Origin of the sequence: Rathayibacter sp. VKM Ac-2762 (assembly GCF_009866585.1) — a bacterium.
Taxonomy (GTDB): domain Bacteria; phylum Actinomycetota; class Actinomycetes; order Actinomycetales; family Microbacteriaceae; genus Rathayibacter.
In genome coordinates, this window is the sequence record NZ_CP047419.1 from 122,744 (window position 1) to 146,570 (window position 23,827).

A 23,827-nucleotide genomic window follows, 5' to 3' on the forward strand; every position below is an offset into this window, starting at 1 on the left:
GGCGATCTACACTCGGAGGGACATGAGCTTCCTCTTCGATCCGAGCGACTCCCGCGCCACCCCGGTCATCGTCGGTCCCCCCGGCGGCCCCGGGGACGCGCCCCGCACCGACCCGGCGCACGAGCAGCTCGTCGCGGGGCTGAACCCCCAGCAGCGCGAGGCGGTCGAGTACCGCGGAGACGCGCTGCTCATCGTCGCGGGTGCGGGCTCGGGCAAGACCAGCGTCCTCACCCGGCGCATCGCGAGCCTCCTGGGCAACGGCGAGGCCTGGCCGAGCCAGATCCTCGCGATCACGTTCACCAACAAGGCCGCGGCCGAGATGCGCGAGCGCGTCGAGAAGCTGGTGGGGCAGAGCGCCGAGGGGATGTGGATCTCGACGTTCCACTCCGCGTGCGTGCGGATCCTGCGCCGCGAGGCCGAGAACTTCGGCATGACCAAGTCGTTCACGATCTACGACTCGGGCGATCAGCGCGCCCTGCTCAAGCGCATCGTGAAGGACCTCGAGGCCGACTCGCTCGGGATCACCGTCGCGAGCGCCTCCGCGAAGATCTCCAAGCTCAAGAACGAGCTCGCCGACGTCGACTCCTACGCCCGCACCGCGAACCTCAGCGACCCGAACGAGGAGATGTTCCTCCAGGTCTTCCGGGCCTACTCGCGGGCGCTCGAGGGGGCGAACGCGTTCGACTTCGACGACCTGATCGCGCAGACCGTCTACCTCTTCCGCGCCTTCCCGCACGTCGCCGCGAAGTACCAGCGGCGCTTCCGCCACGTGCTGGTCGACGAGTACCAGGACACGAACCACGCCCAGTACTCGCTGATCCACGAGCTGACCCGGCCCGTGCCGCCGGCGACGATGGCCGCGGCGCAGTTCGACCGCCCCTACCGCGGACCGGTCACGGCCGACGGCTCCATCCCGGGGGCCTCGCTCACCGTCGTCGGCGACTCGGACCAGTCCATCTACGCGTTCCGCGGCGCCGACATCCGCAACATCGTCGAGTTCGAGCGCGACTTCCCGGGCTGCCGCGTGATCCTGCTCGAGCAGAACTACCGCTCGACGCAGAACATCCTCTCGGCGGCCAACGCCGTCATCTCGAACAACTTCGACCGTCGCGCTAAGAACCTCTGGTCCTCCAGCGGCGACGGGGAGAAGATCGTCGGCTACACCGGGTACTCGGGTCACGACGAGGCGCAGTTCGTGGTCGACGAGATCGCCCGCCTGCACGCGGCGGGCACCGGCTACGACGAGATCGCGGTCTTCTACCGCACCAACGCGCAGACCCGCGCGCTGGAGGAGATCTTCATCCGCTCCGCGCTGCCCTACCGGATCCTGGGCGGCACGAAGTTCTACGAGCGCGCCGAGATCAAGGACGCACTGGCGTACCTGATCACGGTGGCGAATCCGGCCGACGTGCTGGCGCTGCGGCGCATCATGAACACTCCGAAGCGGGGCATCGGCCCCGCGACGGAGGCGCAGCTGCAGTCGTTCGCCGACACCAACGCGGTGACCCTGCGGGAGGCGATGCGCAACGCCGGCTCGCTCGGGATGGGCCCGAAGGTGACGAAGGCGATCGTCGACCTCGCGACCCTCCTCGACGAGTGCGCGCTGATGCTCGACCCCGCACGGGAGGGCGGCGAGGCGAAGGTGCACGAGGTGCTGACGGCGCTCCTCACCCGCAGCGGCTACCTCGACATGCTCCGCGCCAGCCGCGACCCGCAGGACGAGGCCCGCGCCGAGAACGTCGACGAGCTCATCGCCGTCACCAAGGAGTTCGCGCGCAACAACCCGGACGGCGGGCTCGTGGACTTCCTCACCGAGGTCTCGCTGGTCGCCGCAGCCGACGACCTCGACGACGACTCCGGCACCGTCTCGCTGATGACGCTGCACACGGCGAAGGGCCTCGAGTACGACGCCGTGTTCCTCACCGGCATCGAGGAGGACCTGCTCCCGCACCGCATCTCGGCGAACGAGCCCGGCGGCCCGGCGGAGGAGCGGCGGCTGTTCTACGTGGGGATCACCCGGGCCCGCAAGCGCCTCTACCTCTCGCTCGCGATGACCCGCGCGCAGTACGGCGAGACGTCGGTCGCGATGCCGAGCCGGTTCCTGCAGGAGATCCCGGGAGAGCTGATCCAGTGGCGCCAGTCGCCCGGCGCGGCGACCTCGCGCGGCGGCACGCAGCCCCGGGCCCTGAACGCTCAGCGGCCCGGCTTCGGCAAGTCGCGATCGAACACCGAGTTCCGGGAGGCGCTCGCCGCGGCGCCGAAGGCCAAGGGCGAGTTCCCGAACCGGATCACCGGCATGGTGCGCGACAACGGCGACCTCGAGCTGATCGCGGGCGACCGCATCCGGCACACCGACTTCGGTGAGGGGCGCGTGAACGCGGTGACGGGCGAGGGCTCGAAGCGCGTCGCGCACGTGCTCTTCGACCAGGTGGGCGCGAAGAAGCTGCTGATCAAGGTCGCGCCGATCGAGAAGATCTAGTCCGGTGGCGGCCGGATCGGCGGCCGCGCGGCTCGCGACGGAGGTGTTCTCCCCGGCGGTCCTCGCGGTGCTCGTGCCGGTCGTGGTCGGCGCGCGCGTCGCGGATCCGCCCCTGCTCGGCGTCGCCTGGGGAGCGCTCGCGGCGCTCTTCGTCGGCGTGGTGCCCTACCTCGTCATCCGCCTGCTGATGCGCACCGGCCGGATCCACGGCGACCATCACGTGCCCGACCGGCGCGAGCGGGCGCTGCCGATCGCGCTGGCGCTGGTGTCGATCGCGGCCGGCCTGGTACTGCTCGCCGTGCTCGGCGCTCCTGCCGCGGTGACCGCGTTCGGCGTGGTGACGGTGGCCGTAGTGCTCGCCGTCGGCGTGGTCAACCTGGTCTGGAAGCTGTCCGGGCACGCGGCGGTGGTCGCCACCTGCGCCGTCGTCGTGCTGATCGCCTACGGACCGCTCTCCCTGCTGATCAGCGTGCCCGTCGTCCTCTGGGTGCTCTGGTCGAGGGTGCGCCTCGGTGCGCACACCCCCGCTCAGGTCCTCGCGGGCGCCGCGGTCGGCACCGTCCTCGCCGGGACCGTCTGGTCCCTGCTCGGCTGACGTCCGTCCCTTCCCGTGTGCCCTCTGGTCGCCGTCCGCGAGATTCCACTCGAGTGGGAGGCACGCCGTGGCGGGCTCACCCGAGTGGCATCTCGCGGAAGGGGTCAGCCGGCGTAGCGCGCGACGAGCTCCCGCTTGAGGATCTTGCCGCTGGGCCCGAGCGGGAGGGCGTCGACGAACTCGACGCGGCGGGGGAACTTGAAGGCGGCGAGATGCTCGTTCGCGTAGGCGATCAGCTCCTCCGCGGTGGCGGTCGCCGACGGGGCGAGGATCACCGCGGCCATCACCTCCTGGCCGTGGCGCTCGTCCGGGATCCCGAAGACCGCCGCGTTCTGCACGGCCGGGTGCCCGATCAGCACCTCCTCGACCTCGCGCGGGTACACGTTGTAGCCGTTGCGGATGATCATGTCCTTCGTGCGGTCGAGGATGCGGATGTAGTCCTCCTCGTCCTTCGTGCCCAGGTCGCCGGTGCGGAACCAGCCGTCGATCACCGCCTCCGCGGTCGCCGCCGGGTTGCCGAGGTACCCCTTCATCAGGTTGTGCCCGCGCACCACGATCTCGCCGAGCTCGCCCCGGGGGAGCAGCTCGACGCGGTCGGTCACGTCGGGGCGGGCGACCTCGACCTCGACGCCCCAGATCGGCGTGCCGACCGTGCCCGGCCGCGGCGGGACTCCGACGTGGTTGAAGGTGGCGACCGGGGAGGTCTCGGTGAGCCCGTAGCCCTCGTAGATCTCGACGCCGAACACCTCGCGGAAGCGCTCGATCACGGCGACGGGCAGGGCGGCGCCTCCCGAGACCGCGTAGCGCAGCGGCGGCCGGTCCTCGCGCCGGGTCGCGGCGTCGAGCAGGGCGACGTACATCGTGGGCACGCCCTCGAAGACGGTGCAGCCGTGGGCGATCATCGCCTCGAGCGCGGCGTCGCCGTCGAACTTCGGCACCAGGACGACCGTCGCGGCGGTGCGGAAGGCCGTGTTCATCGCGCAGACCTGCCCGAAGGTGTGGAAGAGCGGCAGCGCCCCGAGCACCACGTCGCCGCGGTGCAGGTCGAACGTGTTCATCAGCAGCACGTCCGACTGCGAGACGATCGCGAAGTGCGTCCCCTCCGCCCCCTTCGGGCGGCCGGTGGTGCCGCTGGTGTAGAGGATCGTCGCCGTGTCGGAGGGGGAGCGGGGCACGTAGCCGTCGATCGGGGTCGCCTCCGCGGCGAGGTCCTCCAGACGCGGAAGGGGCGAGGCGGTGCCGTCGGGCACCATCACGCTCAGCACGGGAACGTCGGCGAGGTCCGCTCCGGCGGCCCCCTCGGCGAGCAGCGGAGCGGCGCACACGAGCGCGACGGCTCCGGAGTCGCGCAGGACGTAGGCGATCTCGTCGTGCTTGAGCAGGGCGTGCACGGGGACCACCACGGCGCCGAGCGCGAGGACGGCGAAGTAGCCGCGGGGGAAGTCGGGGACGTTCGGGACGAGCAGGGCCACGCGGTCGCCCGGTCCGATCCCCTGGGCGCGCAGGGCTCCCGCGTAGGCACGGGTCTGCCGCCAGAGGGTCGCGTAGTCGACGGCCTGCTCGCCGACGCGGATGGCGATCGTGTCAGGGGTGCGCCGCGCCGCCTCCGCCAGGATGGCCGCGACGGAGAGGGTGCCGAAGCCGGCGGCGGGCGGGGGAGCGGCGGGGGCCTCGGCCGTGCGGGGTTCGGTGATGCTCATCAAGGCTCCAGTCGTCGTTGACCGCCGCGGCGGATGCCGGGTGCTTCACCGTAGATCCGCCGGGCGGCCGCGTCGAGCGATCCGCACCGGATGTTCAGCACGGACGGGCGGGGAGTGCGCATCCCGGCGCCGAGCGGAAGGGGGTGCGGGAGGCGCGGGCGGCTGCCTACAGTCGGACTGCTGCGGCCCGGTTCCGCGGGTCGGACGACGGGAGGCGCGATGCGCGGCGAGGCGACGCTCTACACGGACGCGGTGGTGACGGCTCCGTTCGCCCTCGCGGTGATCGCGGAGGCGACCGGCTCGCGAGTGGTCGGCGCGCGGACCGCGGACGCGCACGTTCCGCTCTACAGCGGTCCGACGAGCGCGCGGGTCGAGATCGCGGGGTTCGGCGACAGCGTGCCGGTCACCGTCGACGTGCGCGACGAGCGCGGGATCGACGAGGCGCGCGCGGCCGCGCAGGCGCTCGGGCTGGAGCTCGCCGCCTACGCGGGCTGGGAGGTCGTGGCCGGCTTCTGAGCGTCGCGACGGACCAGGGCGAGGTAGTAGCGGCTGGGCGCCGTCCTCACGATCGCGGGCAGCAGGCGGTAGACGGCGAAGGTGCGCGAGAGCGCCCGCTCGAACCGCGCCTCCTGCCGTGCGGTCCAGTGGAAGCCGAAGGGCTCGCGGAGCGCCGCGGGGAGCAGGCCGGCGGTGATCAGGCGGAGGTAGGGGCCGAGCGGGCGCAGGTACCAGGCGGCGATGCTCGGGCCCAGCAGGTCGTGGGCGACGCGGCGGGCCGCGGGCGTGACCTCCAGGCGCTCCAGCTCCCGCTCCCAGTAGGCGTCGAACGCGGTGCGGGAGTCGGGCCAGAGGTCCGCGGGCATCTGCAGGGCCGCGCCGACGACGACGGAGCGGCGCACGATGTCGTCCGCCTCCTCCTCGCTCAGCGCGCCGAAGGCGCCCTCGTAGAGCTGCAGCATCGACTGGGTGAGCGTCGCCGCGACCCAGCGCTGCAGCTCCGGGTCGAAGGCCGTGTAGCCGGGGCCGCGCACGGGCACGTGCGCCCTGTTCACCCGGCGGCGTACGGCGCGGACGTCCTCGGGAGTGCCGTAGTGCAGGACGTAGAGGTAGGAGAGCGTCCCGTGCAGGCGGTTCACGGCCCGGTGCACGAAGTCGGAGTGGTCGGCGACGCCCTGCCCGACCGCCGGGTGCGCGATCTGGAGGAGGATCGCGCGCGCGCCCGCCAGCAGGAACACGCCCTCGCGGAAGACGTCCGGGGTGCGGGAGGCCGACGACATGGCTCCACGCTACGCGGGAGCGGCGGGCGGAGGAGGAGCCGGTGCCCCCGGCGGGCGTCCGGCGGGCGCGGAGCGACCGCACGGGAAGCCCGCGGCGGGTGCGGAGTAGACTCGGCGCGGCCCAGGGACAGTGCCGAGACTCCGGCGTCGTCCGGGCCACCTCGAACTCGAAACGCAAGCGCGCTCGGCGCGGAATGGGAATGCAGCGTGGATCTCTTCGAATACCAGGCCCGTGATCTGTTCGAGAAGTACGGCGTCCCCGTGCTCCCGGGCATCGTCGCCGACACGCCGGAGGAGGTGCGCGCCGCGGCGGAGAAGCTGGGCGGCGTCACCGTCGTCAAGGCGCAGGTCAAGATCGGCGGCCGCGGCAAGGCGGGCGGCGTGAAGGTCGCGAAGACCCCCGAGGACGCGTTCGCCGCGGCGCAGTCGATCCTCGGCCTCGACATCAAGGGCCACGTCGTCAAGCGCGTCATGGTCGCCGGCGGTGCGCGCATCGACCGCGAGTTCTACTTCTCGGTGCTGCTGGACCGGGCAAACCGCTCCTACCTCTCGCTCACCTCCTACGAGGGCGGCATGGAGATCGAGCAGCTCGCCGTCGAGCGCCCCGACGCCCTCGCGCGCGTCGAGGTCGTCCCCGGCCGGGGCATCGACCAGGCCAAGGCCGAGGAGATCGCCCGCGCGGCGAAGTTCCCGGAGGAGCTGATCGCCAAGGTCGCGCCCGTCCTGGTGAAGCTGTACGACGTCTACACCGGCGAGGACGCCACGCTCGTCGAGGTGAACCCGCTCGTGCTCACCGAGGAGGGCGACATCGTCGCGCTCGACGGCAAGGTCTCGCTCGACGAGAACGCCGGCTTCCGCCACGCGGACCACGCCGCGCTCGAGGACAAGGACGCCGCCGACCCGCTCGAGGCGAAGGCCAAGGAGAACGACCTCAACTACGTGAAGCTCGACGGCGAGGTCGGCATCATCGGCAACGGCGCGGGCCTGGTCATGTCGACCCTCGACGTCGTCGCCTACGCCGGAGAGAGGCACAACGGCGTGAAGCCGGCCAACTTCCTCGACATCGGCGGCGGAGCCTCCGCCCAGGTGATGGCGAACGGCCTCGACGTGATCCTCGGCGACGAGCAGGTCAAGAGCGTCTTCGTCAACGTCTTCGGCGGCATCACCGCGTGCGACGCGGTCGCCAACGGCATCCTCCAGGCGCTCGAGATCCTCGGCGACTCGGCCACGAAGCCGCTCGTCGTCCGCCTCGACGGCAACAAGGTCGAGGAGGGCCGCGCGATCCTCCAGGCCGCCGCCAACCCGCTCATCACGCTCGCCGCGACCATGGACGAGGGCGCCGACAAGGCCGCCGAACTCGCCGCCGCGTAACGGACCCGACGACTCAAGGAATCAGAGAACAAGCATGTCGATCTTCCTCACCAAGGACTCCAAGGTCATCGTCCAGGGCATCACCGGCGGCGAGGGCACCAAGCACACCGCGCTGATGCTCAAGGCCGGCACGAACGTGGTCGGCGGCGTCAACGCCCGCAAGGCCGGCACGACCGTCACCCACGGCGACGTCGAGCTCCCCGTCTTCGGCACCGTGAAGGAGGCGATGGAGGCCACCGGCGCCGACGTCTCCATCGCGTTCGTGCCGCCCGCCTTCTCGAAGGACGCCGTCATCGAGGCGATCGACGCCGAGATCGGCCTTCTCGTCGTCATCACCGAGGGCATCCCGGTGCAGGACTCCGCGGAGTTCTGGGCGTACGCGCAGGAGAAGGGGAACAAGACGCGGATCATCGGCCCGAACTGCCCCGGCATCATCACGCCGGGCGAGTCGCTCGTGGGCATCACCCCCGCGACGATCACCGGCAAGGGCCCGATCGGCCTCGTCTCGAAGTCGGGCACCCTGACCTACCAGATGATGTACGAGCTGCGCGACCTGGGCTTCTCGACCGCCATCGGCATCGGCGGCGACCCGATCATCGGCACGACCCACATCGACGCGCTCGCCGCGTTCGAGGCCGACCCCGAGACGAAGGCGATCGTGATGATCGGCGAGATCGGCGGCGACGCCGAGGAGCGCGCCGCGGACTTCATCAAGGCGAACGTCACGAAGCCCGTCGTCGGCTACGTCGCGGGCTTCACCGCCCCCGAGGGCAAGACGATGGGCCATGCCGGCGCCATAGTCTCCGGCTCCGCCGGGACCGCGCAGGCCAAGAAGGAGGCCCTCGAGGCCGCGGGCGTGAAGGTCGGCAAGACGCCGTCCGAGACGGCCGCCCTGCTCCGCGAGGTCTACGCGGCGCTCTAGCGCCCGTCCTCCCCGCACCACCGTCGGAACGGACGGTGCCCCTGCTCCGGCGGGCGGCGCCGTCCGTTCCGTCGTCGGGGCGGGCCCGGCCGGAGTAGCGTCGCAGCGTGACCCGCCGCCTCGGACTCGACCTGCTGACCTTCGTGCCGTACCCGGAGGGCCCCGAGCAGCCCGGCGACGCCGCGCGGAGCCTCGAGGACGGGCTGGCCCTGCTCGAGCTCGCCGAGGAGCTCGGCTACGGCACCGGCTGGGTCCGCGTGCGGCACTTCGAGCGCTACCTCGCGTCTCCGATGACCTTCTTCGCGGCCGCCTCCCAGCGGACCCGCCGCCTCCGCCTCGGGACCGCGGTCATCGGCGCCCGCTACGAGTCGCCCGTGCGCCTCGCCGAGGACGCCGCGACCGTGGACCTGCTCTCGGGCGGACGCCTCGACCTCGGCGTCAGCAGCGGCTTCGCGCATCTCGCCTCCGTCTTCGACGGGGTGTTCGGGCAGGCCGAGCGCGACTTCCGCGAGGAGGCGCAGGAGCGCATCGCGCGACTCCGCGAGGCGCTCTCGGGCGCCGTGCTCGGCGTCGCGGAATCGGCCCTGATGTCGGTCCCGGTCGGCGCTCCGCTCGTCCAGCAGCCGCACGCGCCCGGCCTCGCCGACCGGCTCTGGTACGGGGCGGGAACGGTGTCCTCCGCGGTCCGGGCGGGCGAGCAGGGCATGCACCTGCAGGTGTCCACGCTCAACACGGAGGAGACGGGCCTGCCGTTCGCCGAGCAGCAGGCGGTGCAGATCCGCGCCTACCGCGAGGCCTTCGCCGCAGCGCACCCGGGGCGCACATCGAGGGTGACGGCGGGCCGGATCGTGCTGCCGCTGCTCGACGCCGCCGACGAGGAGGCGCACCGCCCCTTCATCGAGGGCTACCTCGCGCGGATGGACGACGAGGGCCGCCCCCGCACGGCCGACCGGTCGATCATCGCCGCCCCGATGCGCTTCAGCCCCCTCCATGTCGGGAGCCCGGAGCGGATCGTCGCATCGCTCGCCGCGGATCCGGCGCTCGCGGAGGCGGACGCGCTCACGGTGACGCTCCCGGCGGTCGGCGGGGTGGAGTCGCACCGGCGCATCCTGCGCGCCGTCGCCGAGCGCATCGCCCCGCAGCTGGGCTGGACGCCCGGCGCCTGAGGATCAGCGCCGCGCGAGCAGTGCCCGGACGGGCCGCTGCAGCAGGAGCAGGAGCAGCCACCAGAGCCCGACCGACGGGACCAGCAGCGCCAGCGCCAGTGCGACGAGGAGCAGCGCGAAGGGCAGCAGGGCGGGCGCGAGCGGCAGGGGCCCTGCGCCGGGCCGCCTGAGCTCCGGGTGCCGGGAGAGGCGCAGCTCGATCAGGACCAGCGCCCCGCTCATCGCGGCCATCGTGCCGATGTAGAGCCCGATCGTCGCCCGGGAGTCCGGGAACAGCGCCAGCGCGCTCGTCGAGAACGGGAAGAACGCCAGCGCGGCCAGCCAGAGCAGATCCAGCCACACCAGGGCGCCGTCGTAGTCCCCGGCGATCTCGAAGACGCGGTGGTGGGGGATCCAGAAGACGGCGATGACCGCGAAGGAGAGCGCGAAGGCGAGGACCGAGTCCAGGTGCTCCGCGAGCAGCGCCGGGACTCCGCCGCCCTCCCGGGCGACCTCTGGAGCCAGCTGCACCAGCGGCAGGACGAGGACGGTGATGGCGATGGCGGCGGTCGCGTCCGAGAAGTTGACGAGCCGGTCGAGCCCGCGCTCCGTCCGGCGGTGGGCCGCGCGTCCCCCGGGGCGCCCGCGGTGCACCAGGCGCTCGATCGGACCCGAGAGCAGGAGCAGCAGGAGCGCGAACATGTTGACGGCCGGCAACGCGACGGCGAGCACGAGGGCCGCGAGGAGGACGCTGATCACGATCAGCGACCTCGAGAGGGAGCGCCGCGGCTCCGCCCCCGGGGCCAGGAGATCCGGGTCGCGGCGCACGATGAGCTGCATCGCGAGGGTCGCCGCGCTCGCCGCGATCATCGTGCCGATGTAGAGCGCGATGACGCTGCCGTCGGTGTCGAGCACGTTCGAGATCAGGTTCGCCGCGAAGGGGAGCAGGACGACCGCGGCCAGCCAGACGATGTTCGCGACGACGAGCGCGGGCGAGTACCGGGCCACGCCCTCGAAGACGGAGTGGTGGACCGTCCAGAGCCGCCCGATCACGGCGAACGTGATGAAGAAGGCGGAGAGGGTGCCGTAGTGCCCGGTGAGGAGGGACCCCAGATCGGCCGCGCGGCCCTCCTCGACCACGTCGACCAGGGGGAGGACGAGGAACGTGATGGCGATGGCGACGACGGCGTCGGAGAAGTTCACGAGGCGGTCCAGGCCGCGCTCCGTCCGTGCGTCCGAGGTCCCCGTCATGGCTCCGACACTAGAGGGCCGGGCGGCGCGCCCCTGACCCGCCTCCGAGCGCGCCGCCGCTAGGCTCGTCAGGCCCATGAACCGGATCACCGTCGCCCTCCTCGCCGCCTTCGACGCCGCGCTGTCGGCGCTGATCGGGATCGCGATCCCGCTCGTCCCGCTGACCGTCCTCTGGGCCGTGCAGTACGACACGACGGTCGACTTCGGCGTGTTCTGGCGGGTCGCCGCCGACGCCTGGCTGCTCGGCCACGGGGCCGACCTGCAGGCGGCGCTGGCCCCCGACTCCGCCCTCGCCGTCGCGCTGCCCGGAGGCGCGGACGCCTTCCCGGTGACGATCGCTCCGCTGGCCTTCGCACTCCTCACCGTGCTGCTCGGCGCGCGCACCGGCCGCCGCGCCCAGGAGTCGCCGTTCCGGGCCATCGGCGTCCTCGTCGCGATCGCGACCTACCTGGCGATCGCGCTCCTGGTCTCGCTCGGATCCGCGGACCCGGCCGCCACCGTCGATCCCCTGCAGGGGACGCTGCTGCCGCCGCTCGTCTTCGCGCTGGGGGTGCTCGTCGGAGCAGCGCTCCACTCCGCCCGCAGCGACGAGGCCGACCCCCTCGGCGAGCTGGCCGCCTCCGCGCTCGACCGCGTCCCCGCGCCGGGGCCCGGGCTCGTCCTCGCGTCGCTGCGCGGGGGAGCGCTCGCCGCGGCCGGCGTGGTCGGAGTCGCGGCGGTGCTCGTCGCCGTGCTGCTGGTCGTGCACTACACCTCGGTCGTCGCGCTCTACGAGAGCCTCGGCGCCGAGGCGCTCGGCGGCCTGGCCCTCACTCTCGGGCAGCTCGCGTTCCTCCCGAACCTGGTGATCTGGGCGGCGAGCTGGCTGATCGGCCCGGGCTTCGCCCTCGGCACCGGCTCCTCCGTGAGCGCGGCCGGAACGCTGCTCGGACCGATCCCGTCGATCCCGGTCCTCGCCGCACTGCCCGCAGGGGACTCGGCCTTCGGCTTCCTCGGGCTGCTCGTGCCGCTGCTCGCCGGGTTCGCCGCGGGATGGCGGCTGCGGCGCGGCGTGATCGAGGCGCTCGACGGACGCTCGCTGCTGCGCTGGGGCGCCGCCGCGGCCGGCGGGATCGGCGTGGTCGGCGGCCTGCTGCTCGGGCTCCTCGCCTGGTTCTCGGCGGGCGCCGCCGGGCCTGGGCGGCTCGCCCAGGTGGGCCCGGACCCGCTCGTCGTCGGGGCGGTCGCCGCCCTCGAGCTCGCGCTGGCCGCGGGCCTGGGCCTCGCCGCGGGCCGCAGCCGACGCGGCTGACGCCGGCGGAGGCGTCCCCCTAGACTTGCGCAGTGCTGAAGTTGGTCGTGCTCCTCTCCGGCGGCGGATCGAACCTCCGCGCCCTGCTGGACGCCACCGGCGACGAGGGCTTCCCCGCCCACATCGTCGCGGTCGGCAGCGACACCGACGCCGAGGGCTTCCGCCACGCCGAGGAGCGCGGAGTCCCCGCCTTCACGGTCGCGCCGCGCGACTTCTCCTCCCGCGACGAGTGGGGCGCCGCCCTGCTCGGGCGCATCCGGGAGTGGGAGCCCGACCTCGTCGTCTGCGCGGGCTTCATGCGCATCCTGCCGCGCGTGGTGGTGGACGCGCTCAGCCCGCGGATGATCAACACGCATCCCGCCCTGCTGCCCCTCTTCCCCGGCGCCCACGCCGTCCGCGACGCCCTCGCCGCCGGCGCGACCGAGACCGGCGTCACCGTGCACGTGATCGACACCGGCGTCGATACGGGATCCGTCATCGCCCAGGAGAGCCTCGCCGTGCTCCCCGGCGAGAGCGAGGACGCGCTGCACGAGCGCATCAAGACCATCGAGCGTCGCCTGCTGGTGCAGACGGTGCTCGACATCGCCCACGGAACCGTCGACCTCGAGGAGCTCGCCCGCGCATGAGCATCACCGCCCACGACCCCAGCATCTACGACGACCGCGACCGGGTCCCCGTCCGCCGGGCACTGATCTCGGTCAGCGACAAGACCGGCCTGCTCGAGCTCGGAGCGGCGCTCGCCGCGGCCGGCGTCGAGCTCGTCTCCACCGGCTCGACCGCAGCGACCCTCCGCGGCGCCGGCCACGACGTCACCGACGTCTCGGCCGTCACCGGGTTCCCGGAGTCGCTCGACGGCCGCGTGAAGACGCTGCACCCGGCCGTGCACGCGGGCATCCTCGCCGACCTGAGGCTCGCCTCGCACCGCGAGCAGCTGGAGCAGCTCGACATCGCCGCGTTCGAGCTGGTCGTGGTGAACCTGTACCCGTTCCGCGAGACCGTCGCCGGCGGCGCCGACGCGGCGACCGTGGTCGAGAACATCGACATCGGGGGCCCGGCCCTCGTCCGCGCCTCCGCGAAGAACCACGCGAACGTCGCGATCGTCGTCGATCCGGCCGACTACTCCGGGATCGCGACCGCCCTCGCCGACGGCGGCACGACGCTCGCCGCGCGCCGCACCCTGGCGGCCCGCGCCTTCGCGCACACCGCCTCCTACGACTCCGCCGTCGCCGCCTGGTTCGCCGGGCAGGAGGCGGCCGAGGGCGTCGAGGGCTCGGTCGAGATCCGCGGGACCCTGCAGCAGGTCCTCCGCTACGGCGAGAACTCGCACCAGAAGGCGGCCCTCTACGTCTCGCCCGACGGCACCGGCATCGCGCAGGCGACGCAGCTGCACGGCAAGGAGATGTCCTACAACAACTACGTCGACGCCGACGCGGCCGTCCGCGCGGCCTACGACTTCGTACTGCCCGCCGTCGCGATCATCAAGCACGCGAACCCGTGCGGCATCGCGATCGCGAGCTCGAAGGCGATCGACCCCATCGCCTCCGCCCACCGCCGCGCCCACGAGTGCGACCCGGTGTCGGCCTTCGGCGGCGTCATCGCCGCGAACCGGCCCGTCACCCTCGCCATGGCCGAGACGGTGAAGGAGATCTTCACCGAGGTGCTCGTCGCCCCCGGCTTCGAGCCCGAGGCGCTCGAGGTGCTGAAGACCAAGAAGAACCTGCGCCTGCTGCAGCTCCCCGACTTCTACGCCCCCGTCGAGCGCGAGTTCAAGCAGATCTCCGGCGGCCTGCTGCTGCAGGAGCCGGACCGCTTCATCGGCGGCCCCGGCGAGGTCAGCTCCGGCTGGCAGCTCGTCGCCGGCGAGCCCGCCGACGCCGACACGATGCTCGACCTCGAGTTCGCGTGGAAGGCCTGCCGCGCCGTCAAGTCGAACGCGATCCTCCTCGCCAAGGGCGGCGCCTCCGTCGGCGTCGGCATGGGCCAGGTCAACCGCGTCGACTCCTGCCACCTCGCCGTCACCCGCGCCGGCGACCGCGCCCCCGGCTCCGTCGCCGCCTCCGACGCGTTCTTCCCCTTCGCCGACGGCCTCGAGGTGCTCCTCACCGCCGGCGTGAAGGCCGTCGTCCAGCCCGGCGGGTCCGTCCGCGACGCCGAGGTCATCGACGCGGCCGCCCGCGCCGGCGTCACGATGTACACGACGGGGGAGCGGCACTTCTTCCACTGAGTGACGGGCGCGGAGCGCCCGCCACTCAGGTGCTTGTCTTCCCCGCCGCTCCTTGCGCGGCGGGGCGCGGTCGGCTCGGCGACGGGGTGCGTTCCGTAGAGCGGGGTGCGTCGCCGGTCGCGGGAATCGCTTGGCACGCGATTCCCGCTGAACCGGCTCTGCCTTGCGGTGCTCGTCTTCCCCGCCGCTCCCTGCGCGGCGGGGCGCGGTCGGCTCGGCGACGGGGTGCGTTCCGTAGAGCGGGGTGCGTCGCCGGTCGCGGGAATCGCTTGGCACGCGATTCCCGCTGAACCGGCTCTGCCTTGCGGTGCTTGTCTTCCCCGCCGCTCCCTGCGCGGCGGGGCGCGGTCGGCTCGGCGACGGGGTGCGTTCCGTGAGCGGGTCGCGTCGCCGGTCGCGGGAATCGCTGGGCACGGGCCGCCGCTGAAACCGCTCTGCGGTGCGGCGGGCGGCTCTTAGGTGGCTGCTAGGGGATCGACAGGCGAGGCGCGGGCGGGGGCGCGTAGGGTCGCCGGGTGCCTTCCGACTCGACGCCCGCGTCCACTCCCGACACCCCGACCGCAGCGACCACCACCGCCCCGAACCGGGACCGCGCGCCCGGGACGGGCCGCCGGATCCTCGTCGCCCTGCTCGCCGCCGCGGCGACCGCGCTCGTGGCGCACCTCGCCAACCTGCTGGCCTTCTTCATCGGCAACCAGCTGCAGCCCGGCTCCATCCCGCAGGTCAACGCCTACTTCCTGCTCTCGACCGTGCTCGGCTTCGTGGTCGTCCTCGTCCTCGCCGTCGCGGGGATGCTCGGACGCACCTGGAGCGCCGCCCTCGCGGGACTCGTCGCGGGTGTGGTCGGAGCCGTGTTCGGCACGCTCGTCCAAGCCAGCGCCACCGGCGAGGCCGTCACGGGCGCCGTCTGGGCCTCCATCTTCCAGACCTTCGCCGGACTCAACCTCGTCTTCCTGCTCGCGTTCACCGTCTCGGCGGCGAGCGTCGGCCACACGCTCTGGAACCGCCTCCGCACCACGGGCGCTCCGGCCGCCGTCGTCACCGACCGCCGCATCGCGATCGTCCGGGCCCCGGCCGCCGACCTCTCGGCGGGCGAGCTCACCCACCTCGAGCGCGTCCCCGTCGACCAGCAGCGCGCCCAGCAGCAGTGGGAGGCGTACGTCGACCTGCTCGAGCGGGCCGGCTGGGAGACGGTCGAGGCCGCACCGGCGCCCGGACTCGCCGACTCCGTCTTCCTCGAGGACGCGGTCGTCGTCTTCGGCGACCACGCCGTGATCGCCCGGTCCGGAGCGGAGTCCCGCCGCGGAGAGACGGCGGGCGCCGAGGAGGCCGTCCGCGCCCTCGGCCTGACGGTCGACCGCATCGAGGAGCCGGGCACGCTCGACGGCGGCGACGTCCTCAAGGTGGGATCGACGGTCTACGTCGGCCGCGGAGGCCGGACCGACGCGGCGGGGGTCGCCCAGCTGCGCGCGATCCTCCGCCCCCGCGGGTACGACGTCGTCGCGGTCCCGCTGACCAAGGTGCTGCACCTCAAGAGCGCCGTGACCGCGCTGCCCGACGGCACGGTCATCGGCTGGGAGCCGGTCGTCGACGAGCCACGCCTGTTCCCCTCCTTCCTGCCGATGCCCGAGGAGGCGGGCGCCCACGTGGTCGTCCTCGACGGCGACACACTCCTGATGGCCGCCTCCGCCCCCCGGAGCGCCGAGCTGCTGCGGAGCCTGGGCTACCGCGTCCTCACCGTGGACGTCTCGGAGTTCGAGAAGCTCGAGGGCTGCGTCACCTGCCTGTCGGTCCGCGTCCGCTGACGGCGGAGGCGGGGGGAACCGCCGGATCGCGGCGGCCGCTGGACGGAGCACATAGCCGGGGTATAGCCTTCAAGGCTGCCCGGAGCTCTTCGGCCCGGTGGCACCTCCCGCCTCTCCGCCCACCCGGCAGGGGAGGCCCCGCCCTCGTCGCGAAAGCCCTCCGCCGTGTCCGCTCCCGCCCTCCCGTCTCCCGGCGCCCCCGCGCAGAAGCGCCCGAGCACGCTGCAGACCCTGCTGCGCCTCGTCCCCTTCGTCGGCGACTCCCTGCCCCGGCTGGTCGGCGGCATCGCGGTCGCGCTCGTGGCGAGCCTGGTGTCGCTGGTCATCCCGATCGTCCTGCAGCAGCTCGTCGACGGGCCGCTGGGGGACGGAGCGGCCTCCGCCGGCTCCGGCGACCTCGGGCCGCTGATCGGCCCGGTCGCCGTCGTCCTCGTGCTCGGCGTCGTCGAGGCCGGTGCCATCGCGCTGCGCCGCCGGATGGTCCTCACCCCCAGCACGCGGATCGAGGCGCGCATGCGCTCGGCGCTCTACAGCCGCCTGCAGGACCTCCCCGTCTCGTTCCACGACCGCTGGCAGAGCGGGCAGCTCCTGTCGCGGGCGATGAGCGACCTCAGCCTCATCCGCCGCTGGATCGCCTTCGGCTTCGTCCTGCTCGTGGTCAACGCGCTGACGATCGTCGTCGGCTTCGGCGTCCTCGTCTACTGGAACCCGATCCTCGGCGTGCTCTTCGTCGTGTGCTCGATCCCGGTCTGGATCTACGGGTTCGCGTTCGAGAAGCGCTACTCGAGCATCGCGCGCCGCAGCCAGGACCAGGCGGGCGACCTCGCCACGACCGTCGAGCAGTCGGTGCACGGCATCCGCGTCCTGAAGGCCTTCGGCCGCCACCAGCACGCGCTGGAGAACTTCGCCGGCCAGGCCGAGAAGCTCCGCGGCACCGAGATCGACAAGGCCCGCGCCATCGCCGGGATCTGGCTCGTACTGCTGCTGGTGCCGGACATCGCGTTCGCGCTCTGCCTGCTCGGCGGGGTCTGGCTCGCCGCGGCCGGCCAGCTGAGCGTCGGCGAGCTGTTCGCCTTCTTCGCCACCGCGACCGTGCTGCGCTGGCCGGTGGAGTCGATCGGCTTCCTCCTCTCGATGACCTTTGACACCCGCACGGCGGTCGACCGCTACTTCGAGGTGATGGACAGCCGGAACACCATCACCGACCCGGAGGCCCCCGAGACGATCCTCGAGCCGCGCGGCCGGGTGCGCTTCCGCGACGTCCACTTCCGCTACCAGGACGCCCCCGAGCGCTACCGCGACCTCCTCGACGGCGTCGACCTCGAGGTCGAGCCGGGCGAGACGATGGCACTGGTCGGCATCACCGGCTCCGGGAAGACGACGCTCACCGCGCTGCTCCCGCGCCTCTACGACGTGACCGGCGGAGCCATCGAGCTCGACGGCGTCGACATCCGCCGGCTCCGCCGCGACGAGCTGCGCACGCACGTCGGCATGGCGTTCGAGGACGCGACGCTCTTCTCCACCAGCGTGCGCGAGAACGTCCTCCTCGGCCGACCCGACGCGACCGAGGAGGAGCTGCTCGAGGCCCTCGAGATCGCGCAGGCCGACTTCGTCCACCGCCTCCCCGAGGGCCTGGACACGAAGGTGGGCGAGGAGGGGATGAGCCTCTCCGGCGGCCAGCGCCAGCGCCTGGCCCTCGCCCGCGCGGTGGCCGCGCGTCCGGCGGTGCTCGTCCTCGACGACCCGCTCTCGGCGCTCGACGTCGACACGGAGGCGCGCGTCGAGGCGGGGCTGCGTCGCGTGCTCGGCGACACCACGGCGATCATCGTCGCCCACCGCCCCTCGACGGTGGCGCTCGCCGATCGCGTGGCACTGATGGAGGAGGGCCGCATCACCGCGGTCGGCACCCACAGCGAGCTGCTCGCGAGCAGCCCGCACTACCGCTTCGTCATCTCGAGCCTCGAGGAGGACGAGCTGACCCGGCCCACCGGGACCGAGCGCATCGGCTCCCGCCCCACGACGACCCACCAGGAGACGCGATCATGAGCACGCTCGGTTCCTCCGAGGAGCGCGACGACCTCAGCAGAGCGGAGTCGGCGGCCCTGCGCCGGCGCTCGCTGCGGCTGCTCGGGTCCCTGCTGCGGCCGCTCCGGCTGCGGCTGGTGCTCACCGCGGTCGTGGTCGTCGTCGCGACCGCTGCCCAGGTCGCGGGACCGGCGCTGATCGCGGCGGGCATCGACAACGGCCTGCCCGCGGTCCTCGCGGGGAACGCGGTCCCGCTGGCGGTCACGGTCGGCGCCTACATCCTCACCGGACTCGTCGGCGCGCTCCTGGTCGCCTGGTACACCGTGCTCTCCGCGAGGGTGAGCCAGGCGATCCTGATCGACCTGCGCAAGCGGGTCTTCCTGCACACCCAGAAGCTGAGCCTGGAGTTCCACGAGAACTACACCTCCGGCCGGATCATCTCGCGCCAGACCAGCGACCTCGACTCCATCCGCGAGCTGCTCGACTCCGGCATCAACCAGCTGGTGCAGGGTGCGCTCTACATGGGCTTCGTCGCGATCGCCCTCGTCTCCCTGGACGGCGTGAGCGGCATCGTGCTCGCCTGCGCCCTGGTGCCGCTCGCGCTGCTCACCCGCTGGTTCCAGAAGCGGTCGCAGGCGCTGTTCCGCGGCACCCGCGTCGCCTCGTCGCGGCTCATCGTGCAGTTCGTGGAGTCGATGACCGGCATCCGCGCCGTGCAGACCTTCCGCACGCAGAAGCGCAACGAGTCCGTGTTCGGCGGGGTCGTCGAGCAGTACCGGCTCGCCTACAAGCGCGTCTTCGGGGTGTTCGGCACCTTCGACCCCGGGCTCGTGCTGATCGGCAACGTCACCGTCGCCGTGGTGCTGTTCATCGGCGGCGTCCGCGTGCTCGACGGCGGGCTCGAGATCGGCGCGCTGCTGGCGGTCCTGCTCTACACCCGGCGCTTCTTCGACCCGGTGCAGGAGATGGCGATGTTCTACAACTCCTACCAGTCGGCGGCCGCCGCGCTCGAGAAGATCTCGGGCGTGCTGGCCGAGGAGCCGGGCGTCCCGGATCCGGCCCGCCCGGTCGACCTGCGGCAGGCGCGGGGCCACCTCGGCTTCGAGGGCGTCCGCTTCGCCTACACCGCCGACCGCGAGGTGCTGCCGCGCTTCGACCTCGACATCCCCGCCGGGCAGACCATCGCCCTCGTCGGGTCCACGGGCGCCGGCAAGACGACGCTCGCCAAGCTGATCTCGCGCTTCTACGACCCGAGCGACGGCGTGGTGACCCTCGACGGCGTGGACCTGCGGCAGCTGCACCCGAAGGACCTGCGGCGCGCGATCGTGATGGTCACCCAGGAGGCGTACCTCTTCTCCGGATCCGTCGCCGACAACATCGCGATCGGGCGGCCGACCGCGTCCTACGACGAGATCGTCCGGGCCGCGCAGGCGGTCGGCGCGCACGAGTTCATCCAGGCGCTTCCGGACGGCTACGACACCGATGTGAACAAGCGCGGCGGCCGCGTCTCGGCCGGTCAGCGCCAGCTGATCTCGTTCGCCCGCGCGTTCCTGGCCGACCCGGCGGTGCTGATCCTGGACGAGGCGACCTCCTCCCTCGACATCCCGAGCGAGCGCCTGGTGCAGCAGGGCCTGCAGACGCTCCTGGCGGACCGCACGGCGGTCATCATCGCGCACCGCCTCTCGACGGTCGCGATCGCCGACCGGGTGCTGGTGATGGAGCACGGCCGCATCGTCGAGGACGGCACCCCGGAGGCGCTCATCGCCGGCGAGGGCCGCTTCGCCACCCTGCACGCGGCCTGGCGGGACTCGCTCGTCTGAGCGGCTGCCGCTCGCGACTAACGCCCTTGAGCCGATCCCGGCTCAGGGGCGCCAGCGGGCGCTGCGCACGTCGACGCGCCAGCCGCCCGGCGTGACGACGAGGGGCGTGCCCTCGCGCTCGTACTCCCGGCGGGCGCGCTCCTCGTGGCCGACCGGGGGCGCTCCCCCCGCGCGGACGACGCGCCACCAGGCGGTGTCGGAGCCGTAGCGGGCCATCACCGTGCCGACCGCGCGTGCCGCACGCGTGCCGAGGACCGCGGCGATCTCGCCGTAGGCCATCACGCGGCCGGGCGGGATCGAGGCGACCACCTCGAGGACGGCGGAGACGAAGTCGGCCGGCTCCGCTGCCTCCGGCGCCGCGCTCAGAGCGTCAGCGCCCCGATGTTCTCGCCGTACTGCGTCTCGCCGACGATCTCGAAGCCGATCCAGCGGAAGAACTGCTCCGGGCCGTCCTCGCCGGACTCCCAGATCACCGTGAGGGTGTCGAAGCCGCGGGCGCGCGCCTCGTCGGCGGTGGCGCGGACGGCGAAGGTGCCCACGCCGCGGCCCTGCTTCGCCGCGTCGATGTTGATGCGCCAGATGCAGCTGCGGAACTCCTCCGCCGCCTCCTGGTCGAAGTGCGCGTGGATGAAGCCGACCAGCTCGTCGCCGTCCATCACGGCCCGCTGCCAGGAGGCGCCCGGGTCGATCACCGCGGCGGCGGCGGAGTAGGAGACCGGCGCGATGAACTGCTCCTGGCCGGGTTTGAGGCTCAGGCCGTTCACGGCGGAGATGTTCGAGGCGGACAGCTCTTCCAGGCGGAGGTCACTCATGCCGTCACTGTACCGGCGGCGCAGGACGGCGGGCATCCTCCTGTCGGGCGACGTGCGCCGGCCCCGGCGCGGACGATCGAGAACTGTCTCGACATCGAGACAGTTCGGGCCTCGGGTAGGCTGGCGGAGGCCATCCGGAGCGGTGCAGAGCCGCCCGTCCCGCACAGGTGCGGGGTCATCGACACCATGGGAGAGCAATGTCCAAGATCAAGGTTGAGGGAACGGTCGTCGAGCTCGACGGCGACGAGATGACGCGCATCATCTGGCAGAAGATCAAGGACACCCTCATCCACCCGTACCTCGACGTGAACCTCGAGTACTACGACCTCGGCATCGAGTACCGCGACGAGACGGACGACCAGGTCACGATCGACGCGGCGCACGCCATCCAGAAGCACGGCGTCGGCGTGAAGTGCGCGACCATCACCCCCGACGAGGCCCGCGTCGAGGAGTTCGGCCTCAAGAAGATGTGGAAGTCGCCCAACGGCACGATCCGCAACATCCTCGGCGGCGTGATCTTCCGCGAGCCCATCATCATCTCGAACATCCCGCGCCTGGTCCCCGGCTGGAACAAGCCGATCATCATCGGCCGCCACGCGTTCGGCGACCAGTACCGCGCCACCGACTTCGTCTTCAAGGGCAAGGGCACGCTGACCGTCGAGTTCACGCCCGAGGACGGCTCCGAGCCGATGAGGTTCGAGGTCTACAAGGCCCCGGACGACGGCATCGCGCAGGTCCAGTACAACCAGGACGCGTCGATCCGCGACTTCGCCCGCTCGTCGCTGAACTACGGCCTCTCGCGCAACTACCCGGTCTACCTCTCCACCAAGAACACGATCCTCAAGGCCTACGACGGCCGCTTCAAGGACATCTTCGAGGAGATCTTCGAGACCGAGTTCAAGGAGCGCTTCGACGCCGCGGGCCTCACCTACGAGCACCGCCTCATCGACGACATGGTCGCCTCGGCCATGAAGTGGGAGGGCGGCTACGTCTGGGCCTGCAAGAACTACGACGGCGACGTCCAGTCCGACACCGTCGCGCAGGGCTTCGGCTCGCTGGGCCTGATGACCTCCGTGCTCTCCACGCCCGACGGCAGCGTCGTCGAGGCGGAGGCGGCGCACGGCACCGTCACGCGCCACTACCGCCAGCACCAGGCCGGCAAGCCCACCTCGACGAACCCGATCGCCTCGATCTACGCCTGGACGCGCGGCCTCGCGCACCGAGGCAAGCTCGACGGCAACCAGGAGCTCATCGACTTCTCGCTCACCCTGGAGGACGTGGTCATCAAGACGGTCGAGTCCGGGAAGATGACGAAGGACCTCGCCCTGCTCGTCGGCCCCGAGCAGGGCTGGCAGACGACCGAGGAGTTCCTCGCGACCCTCGATGAGAACCTGAAGGCCCGCATGTCGGCCTGATCTCCGGGTTCAGCAGACGCGTCCGGCCCGCACGATCCTCGGATCCTGCGGGCCGGAGGCGTCTCCGGGCCCGGTGGGACGCGCCCTTGCAGAGCGCCTCAGAGCGCCCGGGCGAGCTCCTCCATCGCGTGGAGCGGATCGGGCCCCGACGGCATCAGCACGACGCTCGACGCACCGGCCTCGTGCAGCAGGCCGATGCGGCGACGAGCGTCCTCGGGGGTGCCCACGACGGCCAGCTGGTCGACCCAGGCGTCGGGCAGGTCGCGGACGAAGGCGGCGCGGTCGGCGCTCTCGGCCCGGAGGCGGGCGAAGTCATCGGCGAAGGGGAGCGGCTCGATGTGCGGCGCCCAGTCCGGCTCGCCGATCCACTCGAGTCCCGGCCGGACCGCGTCGCGCGCGGCGGCCGCGTCGTCGTCCACGGCGGCCACGTTGTAGGCGACGATCCGTCCGGTGCCGCCGAGGTGGCCGCGGGCCGCCGCGAGGTACTCCGGAGTGACGGGCTCGGCCAGGACGACCCCGTCGGCGATCCGGCCCGCGAGCGCCAGCGACTTCGGTCCGCGGACGCCGGCCAGCAGCGGCGGCACGACGGCGGGCGGCGACTTCAGGACGAGGCCGTCCACGTGCACGTAGCGGCCGGAGCGGTCGGTGCGCTCGCCGGAGAGCAGCGAGCGGATCGCGTCGAACTGCTCCTCGAGCAGGGTGAGCGGGCTGCGCGGCCAGACGCCGAGGCCGCGCATCCAGTGCGGCATCCCGTGCCCGATGCCGGCGTGGACGCGGCCGGGGAACAGCTCGGCGAGAGTGCCGAGCTCCATCGCGGTGAAGGCCGCCGTGCGGACGGCGGCGGGCAGGATGCCGATGCCGACGACGATCCGCTCGGTGGCGGCGAGCACCGCGCCGGCCTGGGCGATGCCGCCGCGGAAGCCGAGGTCCTCGACCACCCAGAGCTCGTCGAAGCCGAGCTCCTCGGCCCGGCGGGCGTAGCCGAGCACCTCGGAGGCGGGGAGATCGCGGGGGAGCAGGACGCCGACAGCGGTGTCGGAGGAGGAGGCGCGCATCCGGCCAGCGTAGGGCGTGCGGACAGGCGGAGGGCCCGCCCGCACGATCGCGGACGGGCCCTCGCTCGTCGTCCTACTCGGCGGCCGCCTCGCCGATCCGCACCTGCTCGGGGCGGGCGGTCGAGACGACCTCGATGCGGCGGGGACGCGCCTTCTCGCTGACCGGGATGGTCACCGAGAGCACGCCGTTGTCGTAGGACGCGGCGATGCGCTCGGTGTCGACGCCCTGGCCGAGGCTCAGCTGGCGGACAAACGTCGCCGACTGGCGCTCCCGGGTGATCCAGGTGACGTCGTCGCCGCTCGCGACGGTGCGCTGGGCACGGATGGTGAGGAGCTGCCCGTCCACGTCGACGTCGACGGACCCCGGGTCGATGCCGGGGAGGTCGGCGGTGAGGACGTAGTGGTCGCCGTCCCGGTACAGGTCGATCGGCATCCGGCGGGGCCCCTGACCGGAGCCGAGGAGGGCGGTGGCGAGGCGGTCCAGCTCGCGGACGGGGTCGTAGGTGACAGCCATGAGATCACTCCATTCAGTCGTGCAACGAAGAGTTCCAAGAGTTGAGCCGACCCGGCTCAACGTGATCAAATTAGCACTCGGGGAGGGGGAGTGCCAACAGATCGGCCCCCTTCAGCGTCAACTTCG

At 72.5% G+C, this 23,827-nt stretch carries 20 protein-coding genes; 13 read left to right on the forward strand and 7 right to left on the reverse strand.

Annotated elements, in window-relative coordinates; genetic code table 11:
* The first annotated feature begins 22 nt into the window (after positions 1-22).
* A complete protein-coding gene (locus GTU71_RS00660) occupies positions 23-2,479 on the forward strand; it encodes a UvrD-helicase domain-containing protein (protein ID WP_104261607.1) in 2,457 nt (818 codons plus the stop codon).
* 4 nt (positions 2,480-2,483) lie between these two features.
* Entirely contained in the window at positions 2,484-3,074 is a 591-nt protein-coding gene (locus GTU71_RS00665) for a phosphatase PAP2 family protein (protein WP_159939087.1), read from the forward strand.
* 104 nt (positions 3,075-3,178) lie between these two features.
* Here GTU71_RS00665 and GTU71_RS00670 read toward each other — a convergent pair whose 3' ends face one another.
* Entirely contained in the window at positions 3,179-4,774 is a 1,596-nt protein-coding gene (locus GTU71_RS00670) for a long-chain fatty acid--CoA ligase (protein ID WP_104234174.1), read from the reverse strand.
* Positions 4,775-4,993: 219 nt separating this feature from the next.
* On the opposite strand from GTU71_RS00670, the gene GTU71_RS00675 reads away from it, so the two are divergent.
* Positions 4,994-5,290, forward strand: coding sequence for a hypothetical protein (locus GTU71_RS00675; RefSeq protein ID WP_104224926.1), 297 nt, complete (start codon positions 4,994-4,996; stop codon positions 5,288-5,290).
* Here the strand turns inward: GTU71_RS00675 and GTU71_RS00680 are convergent.
* Entirely contained in the window at positions 5,257-6,051 is a 795-nt protein-coding gene (locus tag GTU71_RS00680; protein WP_104328740.1) for an oxygenase MpaB family protein, read from the reverse strand. The genes GTU71_RS00675 and GTU71_RS00680 overlap by 34 nt on opposite strands.
* Positions 6,052-6,258: 207 nt before the next feature.
* Between GTU71_RS00680 and sucC the strand changes: the two genes are divergently transcribed.
* The 3 genes from sucC to GTU71_RS00695 all read left to right on the forward strand — a co-directional run bounded on the left by sucC (position 6,259) and on the right by GTU71_RS00695 (position 9,510).
* Entirely contained in the window at positions 6,259-7,422 is a 1,164-nt protein-coding gene (sucC, locus tag GTU71_RS00685) for an ADP-forming succinate--CoA ligase subunit beta (protein WP_104227296.1), read from the forward strand.
* Between the two features lie 34 nt (positions 7,423-7,456).
* Positions 7,457-8,344: a succinate--CoA ligase subunit alpha gene (gene sucD, locus GTU71_RS00690; protein WP_104224929.1), complete on the forward strand. Its 888-nt coding sequence runs from the start codon at positions 7,457-7,459 to the stop codon at positions 8,342-8,344.
* A 107-nt stretch (positions 8,345-8,451) separates the two neighbouring features.
* Entirely contained in the window at positions 8,452-9,510 is a 1,059-nt protein-coding gene (locus GTU71_RS00695; protein WP_104324678.1) for an LLM class flavin-dependent oxidoreductase, read from the forward strand.
* A 3-nt stretch (positions 9,511-9,513) separates the two neighbouring features.
* Here GTU71_RS00695 and GTU71_RS00700 read toward each other — a convergent pair whose 3' ends face one another.
* Positions 9,514-10,740 (reverse strand): TMEM175 family protein, encoded by a 1,227-nt coding sequence (locus tag GTU71_RS00700; protein ID WP_159939088.1) that lies wholly within the window; start codon positions 10,738-10,740, stop codon positions 9,514-9,516.
* Between the two features lie 76 nt (positions 10,741-10,816).
* Here GTU71_RS00700 and GTU71_RS00705 point away from each other — a divergent pair, with 76 nt between their 5' ends.
* From GTU71_RS00705 to GTU71_RS00730, 6 genes are all read left to right on the forward strand, one after another.
* Positions 10,817-12,031: a DUF6350 family protein gene (locus GTU71_RS00705; protein ID WP_104227293.1), complete on the forward strand. Its 1,215-nt coding sequence runs from the start codon at positions 10,817-10,819 to the stop codon at positions 12,029-12,031.
* Positions 12,032-12,063: 32 nt separating this feature from the next.
* Positions 12,064-12,657: a phosphoribosylglycinamide formyltransferase gene (purN, locus tag GTU71_RS00710; protein ID WP_159939089.1), complete on the forward strand. Its 594-nt coding sequence runs from the start codon at positions 12,064-12,066 to the stop codon at positions 12,655-12,657.
* Entirely contained in the window at positions 12,654-14,255 is a 1,602-nt protein-coding gene (purH, locus tag GTU71_RS00715) for a bifunctional phosphoribosylaminoimidazolecarboxamide formyltransferase/IMP cyclohydrolase (protein WP_159939090.1), read from the forward strand. Before purN ends, purH begins: the two co-directional genes overlap by 4 nt.
* 515 nt (positions 14,256-14,770) lie before the next feature.
* On the forward strand, positions 14,771-16,060 hold the full coding sequence (gene ddaH / locus GTU71_RS16545; RefSeq protein WP_159939091.1) for a dimethylargininase: 1,290 nt from the start codon (positions 14,771-14,773) through the stop codon (positions 16,058-16,060).
* 165 nt (positions 16,061-16,225) lie between these two features.
* The gene (locus GTU71_RS00725) at positions 16,226-18,106 is read left to right on the forward strand and encodes an ABC transporter ATP-binding protein (RefSeq protein ID WP_159939092.1); all 1,881 of its coding nucleotides are present in this window, start codon (positions 16,226-16,228) and stop codon (positions 18,104-18,106) included.
* Positions 18,103-19,905: an ABC transporter ATP-binding protein gene (locus GTU71_RS00730; protein ID WP_159939093.1), complete on the forward strand. Its 1,803-nt coding sequence runs from the start codon at positions 18,103-18,105 to the stop codon at positions 19,903-19,905. Before GTU71_RS00725 ends, GTU71_RS00730 begins: the two co-directional genes overlap by 4 nt.
* 42 nt (positions 19,906-19,947) lie before the next feature.
* Here the strand turns inward: GTU71_RS00730 and GTU71_RS00735 are convergent, their stop codons facing one another.
* Positions 19,948-20,271, reverse strand: a complete 324-nt coding sequence (locus GTU71_RS00735; RefSeq protein ID WP_104238475.1) for an MGMT family protein — start codon at positions 20,269-20,271, stop codon at positions 19,948-19,950.
* Positions 20,268-20,717, reverse strand: coding sequence for a GNAT family N-acetyltransferase (locus GTU71_RS00740; protein WP_159939094.1), 450 nt, complete (start codon positions 20,715-20,717; stop codon positions 20,268-20,270). The genes GTU71_RS00735 and GTU71_RS00740 overlap by 4 nt, the downstream gene beginning before the upstream one ends.
* Positions 20,718-20,914: 197 nt before the next feature.
* Between GTU71_RS00740 and GTU71_RS00745 the strand changes: the two genes are divergently transcribed.
* Positions 20,915-22,132 carry an NADP-dependent isocitrate dehydrogenase gene (locus tag GTU71_RS00745; RefSeq protein WP_104224939.1) on the forward strand — a complete coding sequence of 406 codons (1,218 nt, stop codon included), beginning with the start codon at positions 20,915-20,917 and terminating at the stop codon, positions 22,130-22,132.
* 98 nt (positions 22,133-22,230) lie between these two features.
* Here GTU71_RS00745 and GTU71_RS00750 read toward each other — a convergent pair whose 3' ends face one another.
* Positions 22,231-23,187 carry an LLM class flavin-dependent oxidoreductase gene (locus tag GTU71_RS00750; RefSeq protein ID WP_159939095.1) on the reverse strand — a complete coding sequence of 319 codons (957 nt, stop codon included), beginning with the start codon at positions 23,185-23,187 and terminating at the stop codon, positions 22,231-22,233.
* 73 nt (positions 23,188-23,260) lie between these two features.
* Complete coding sequence (locus GTU71_RS00755) at positions 23,261-23,701, reverse strand: Hsp20/alpha crystallin family protein (RefSeq protein ID WP_104233909.1); 441 nt, start codon at positions 23,699-23,701, stop codon at positions 23,261-23,263.
* Positions 23,702-23,827: the final 126 nt, after the last annotated feature.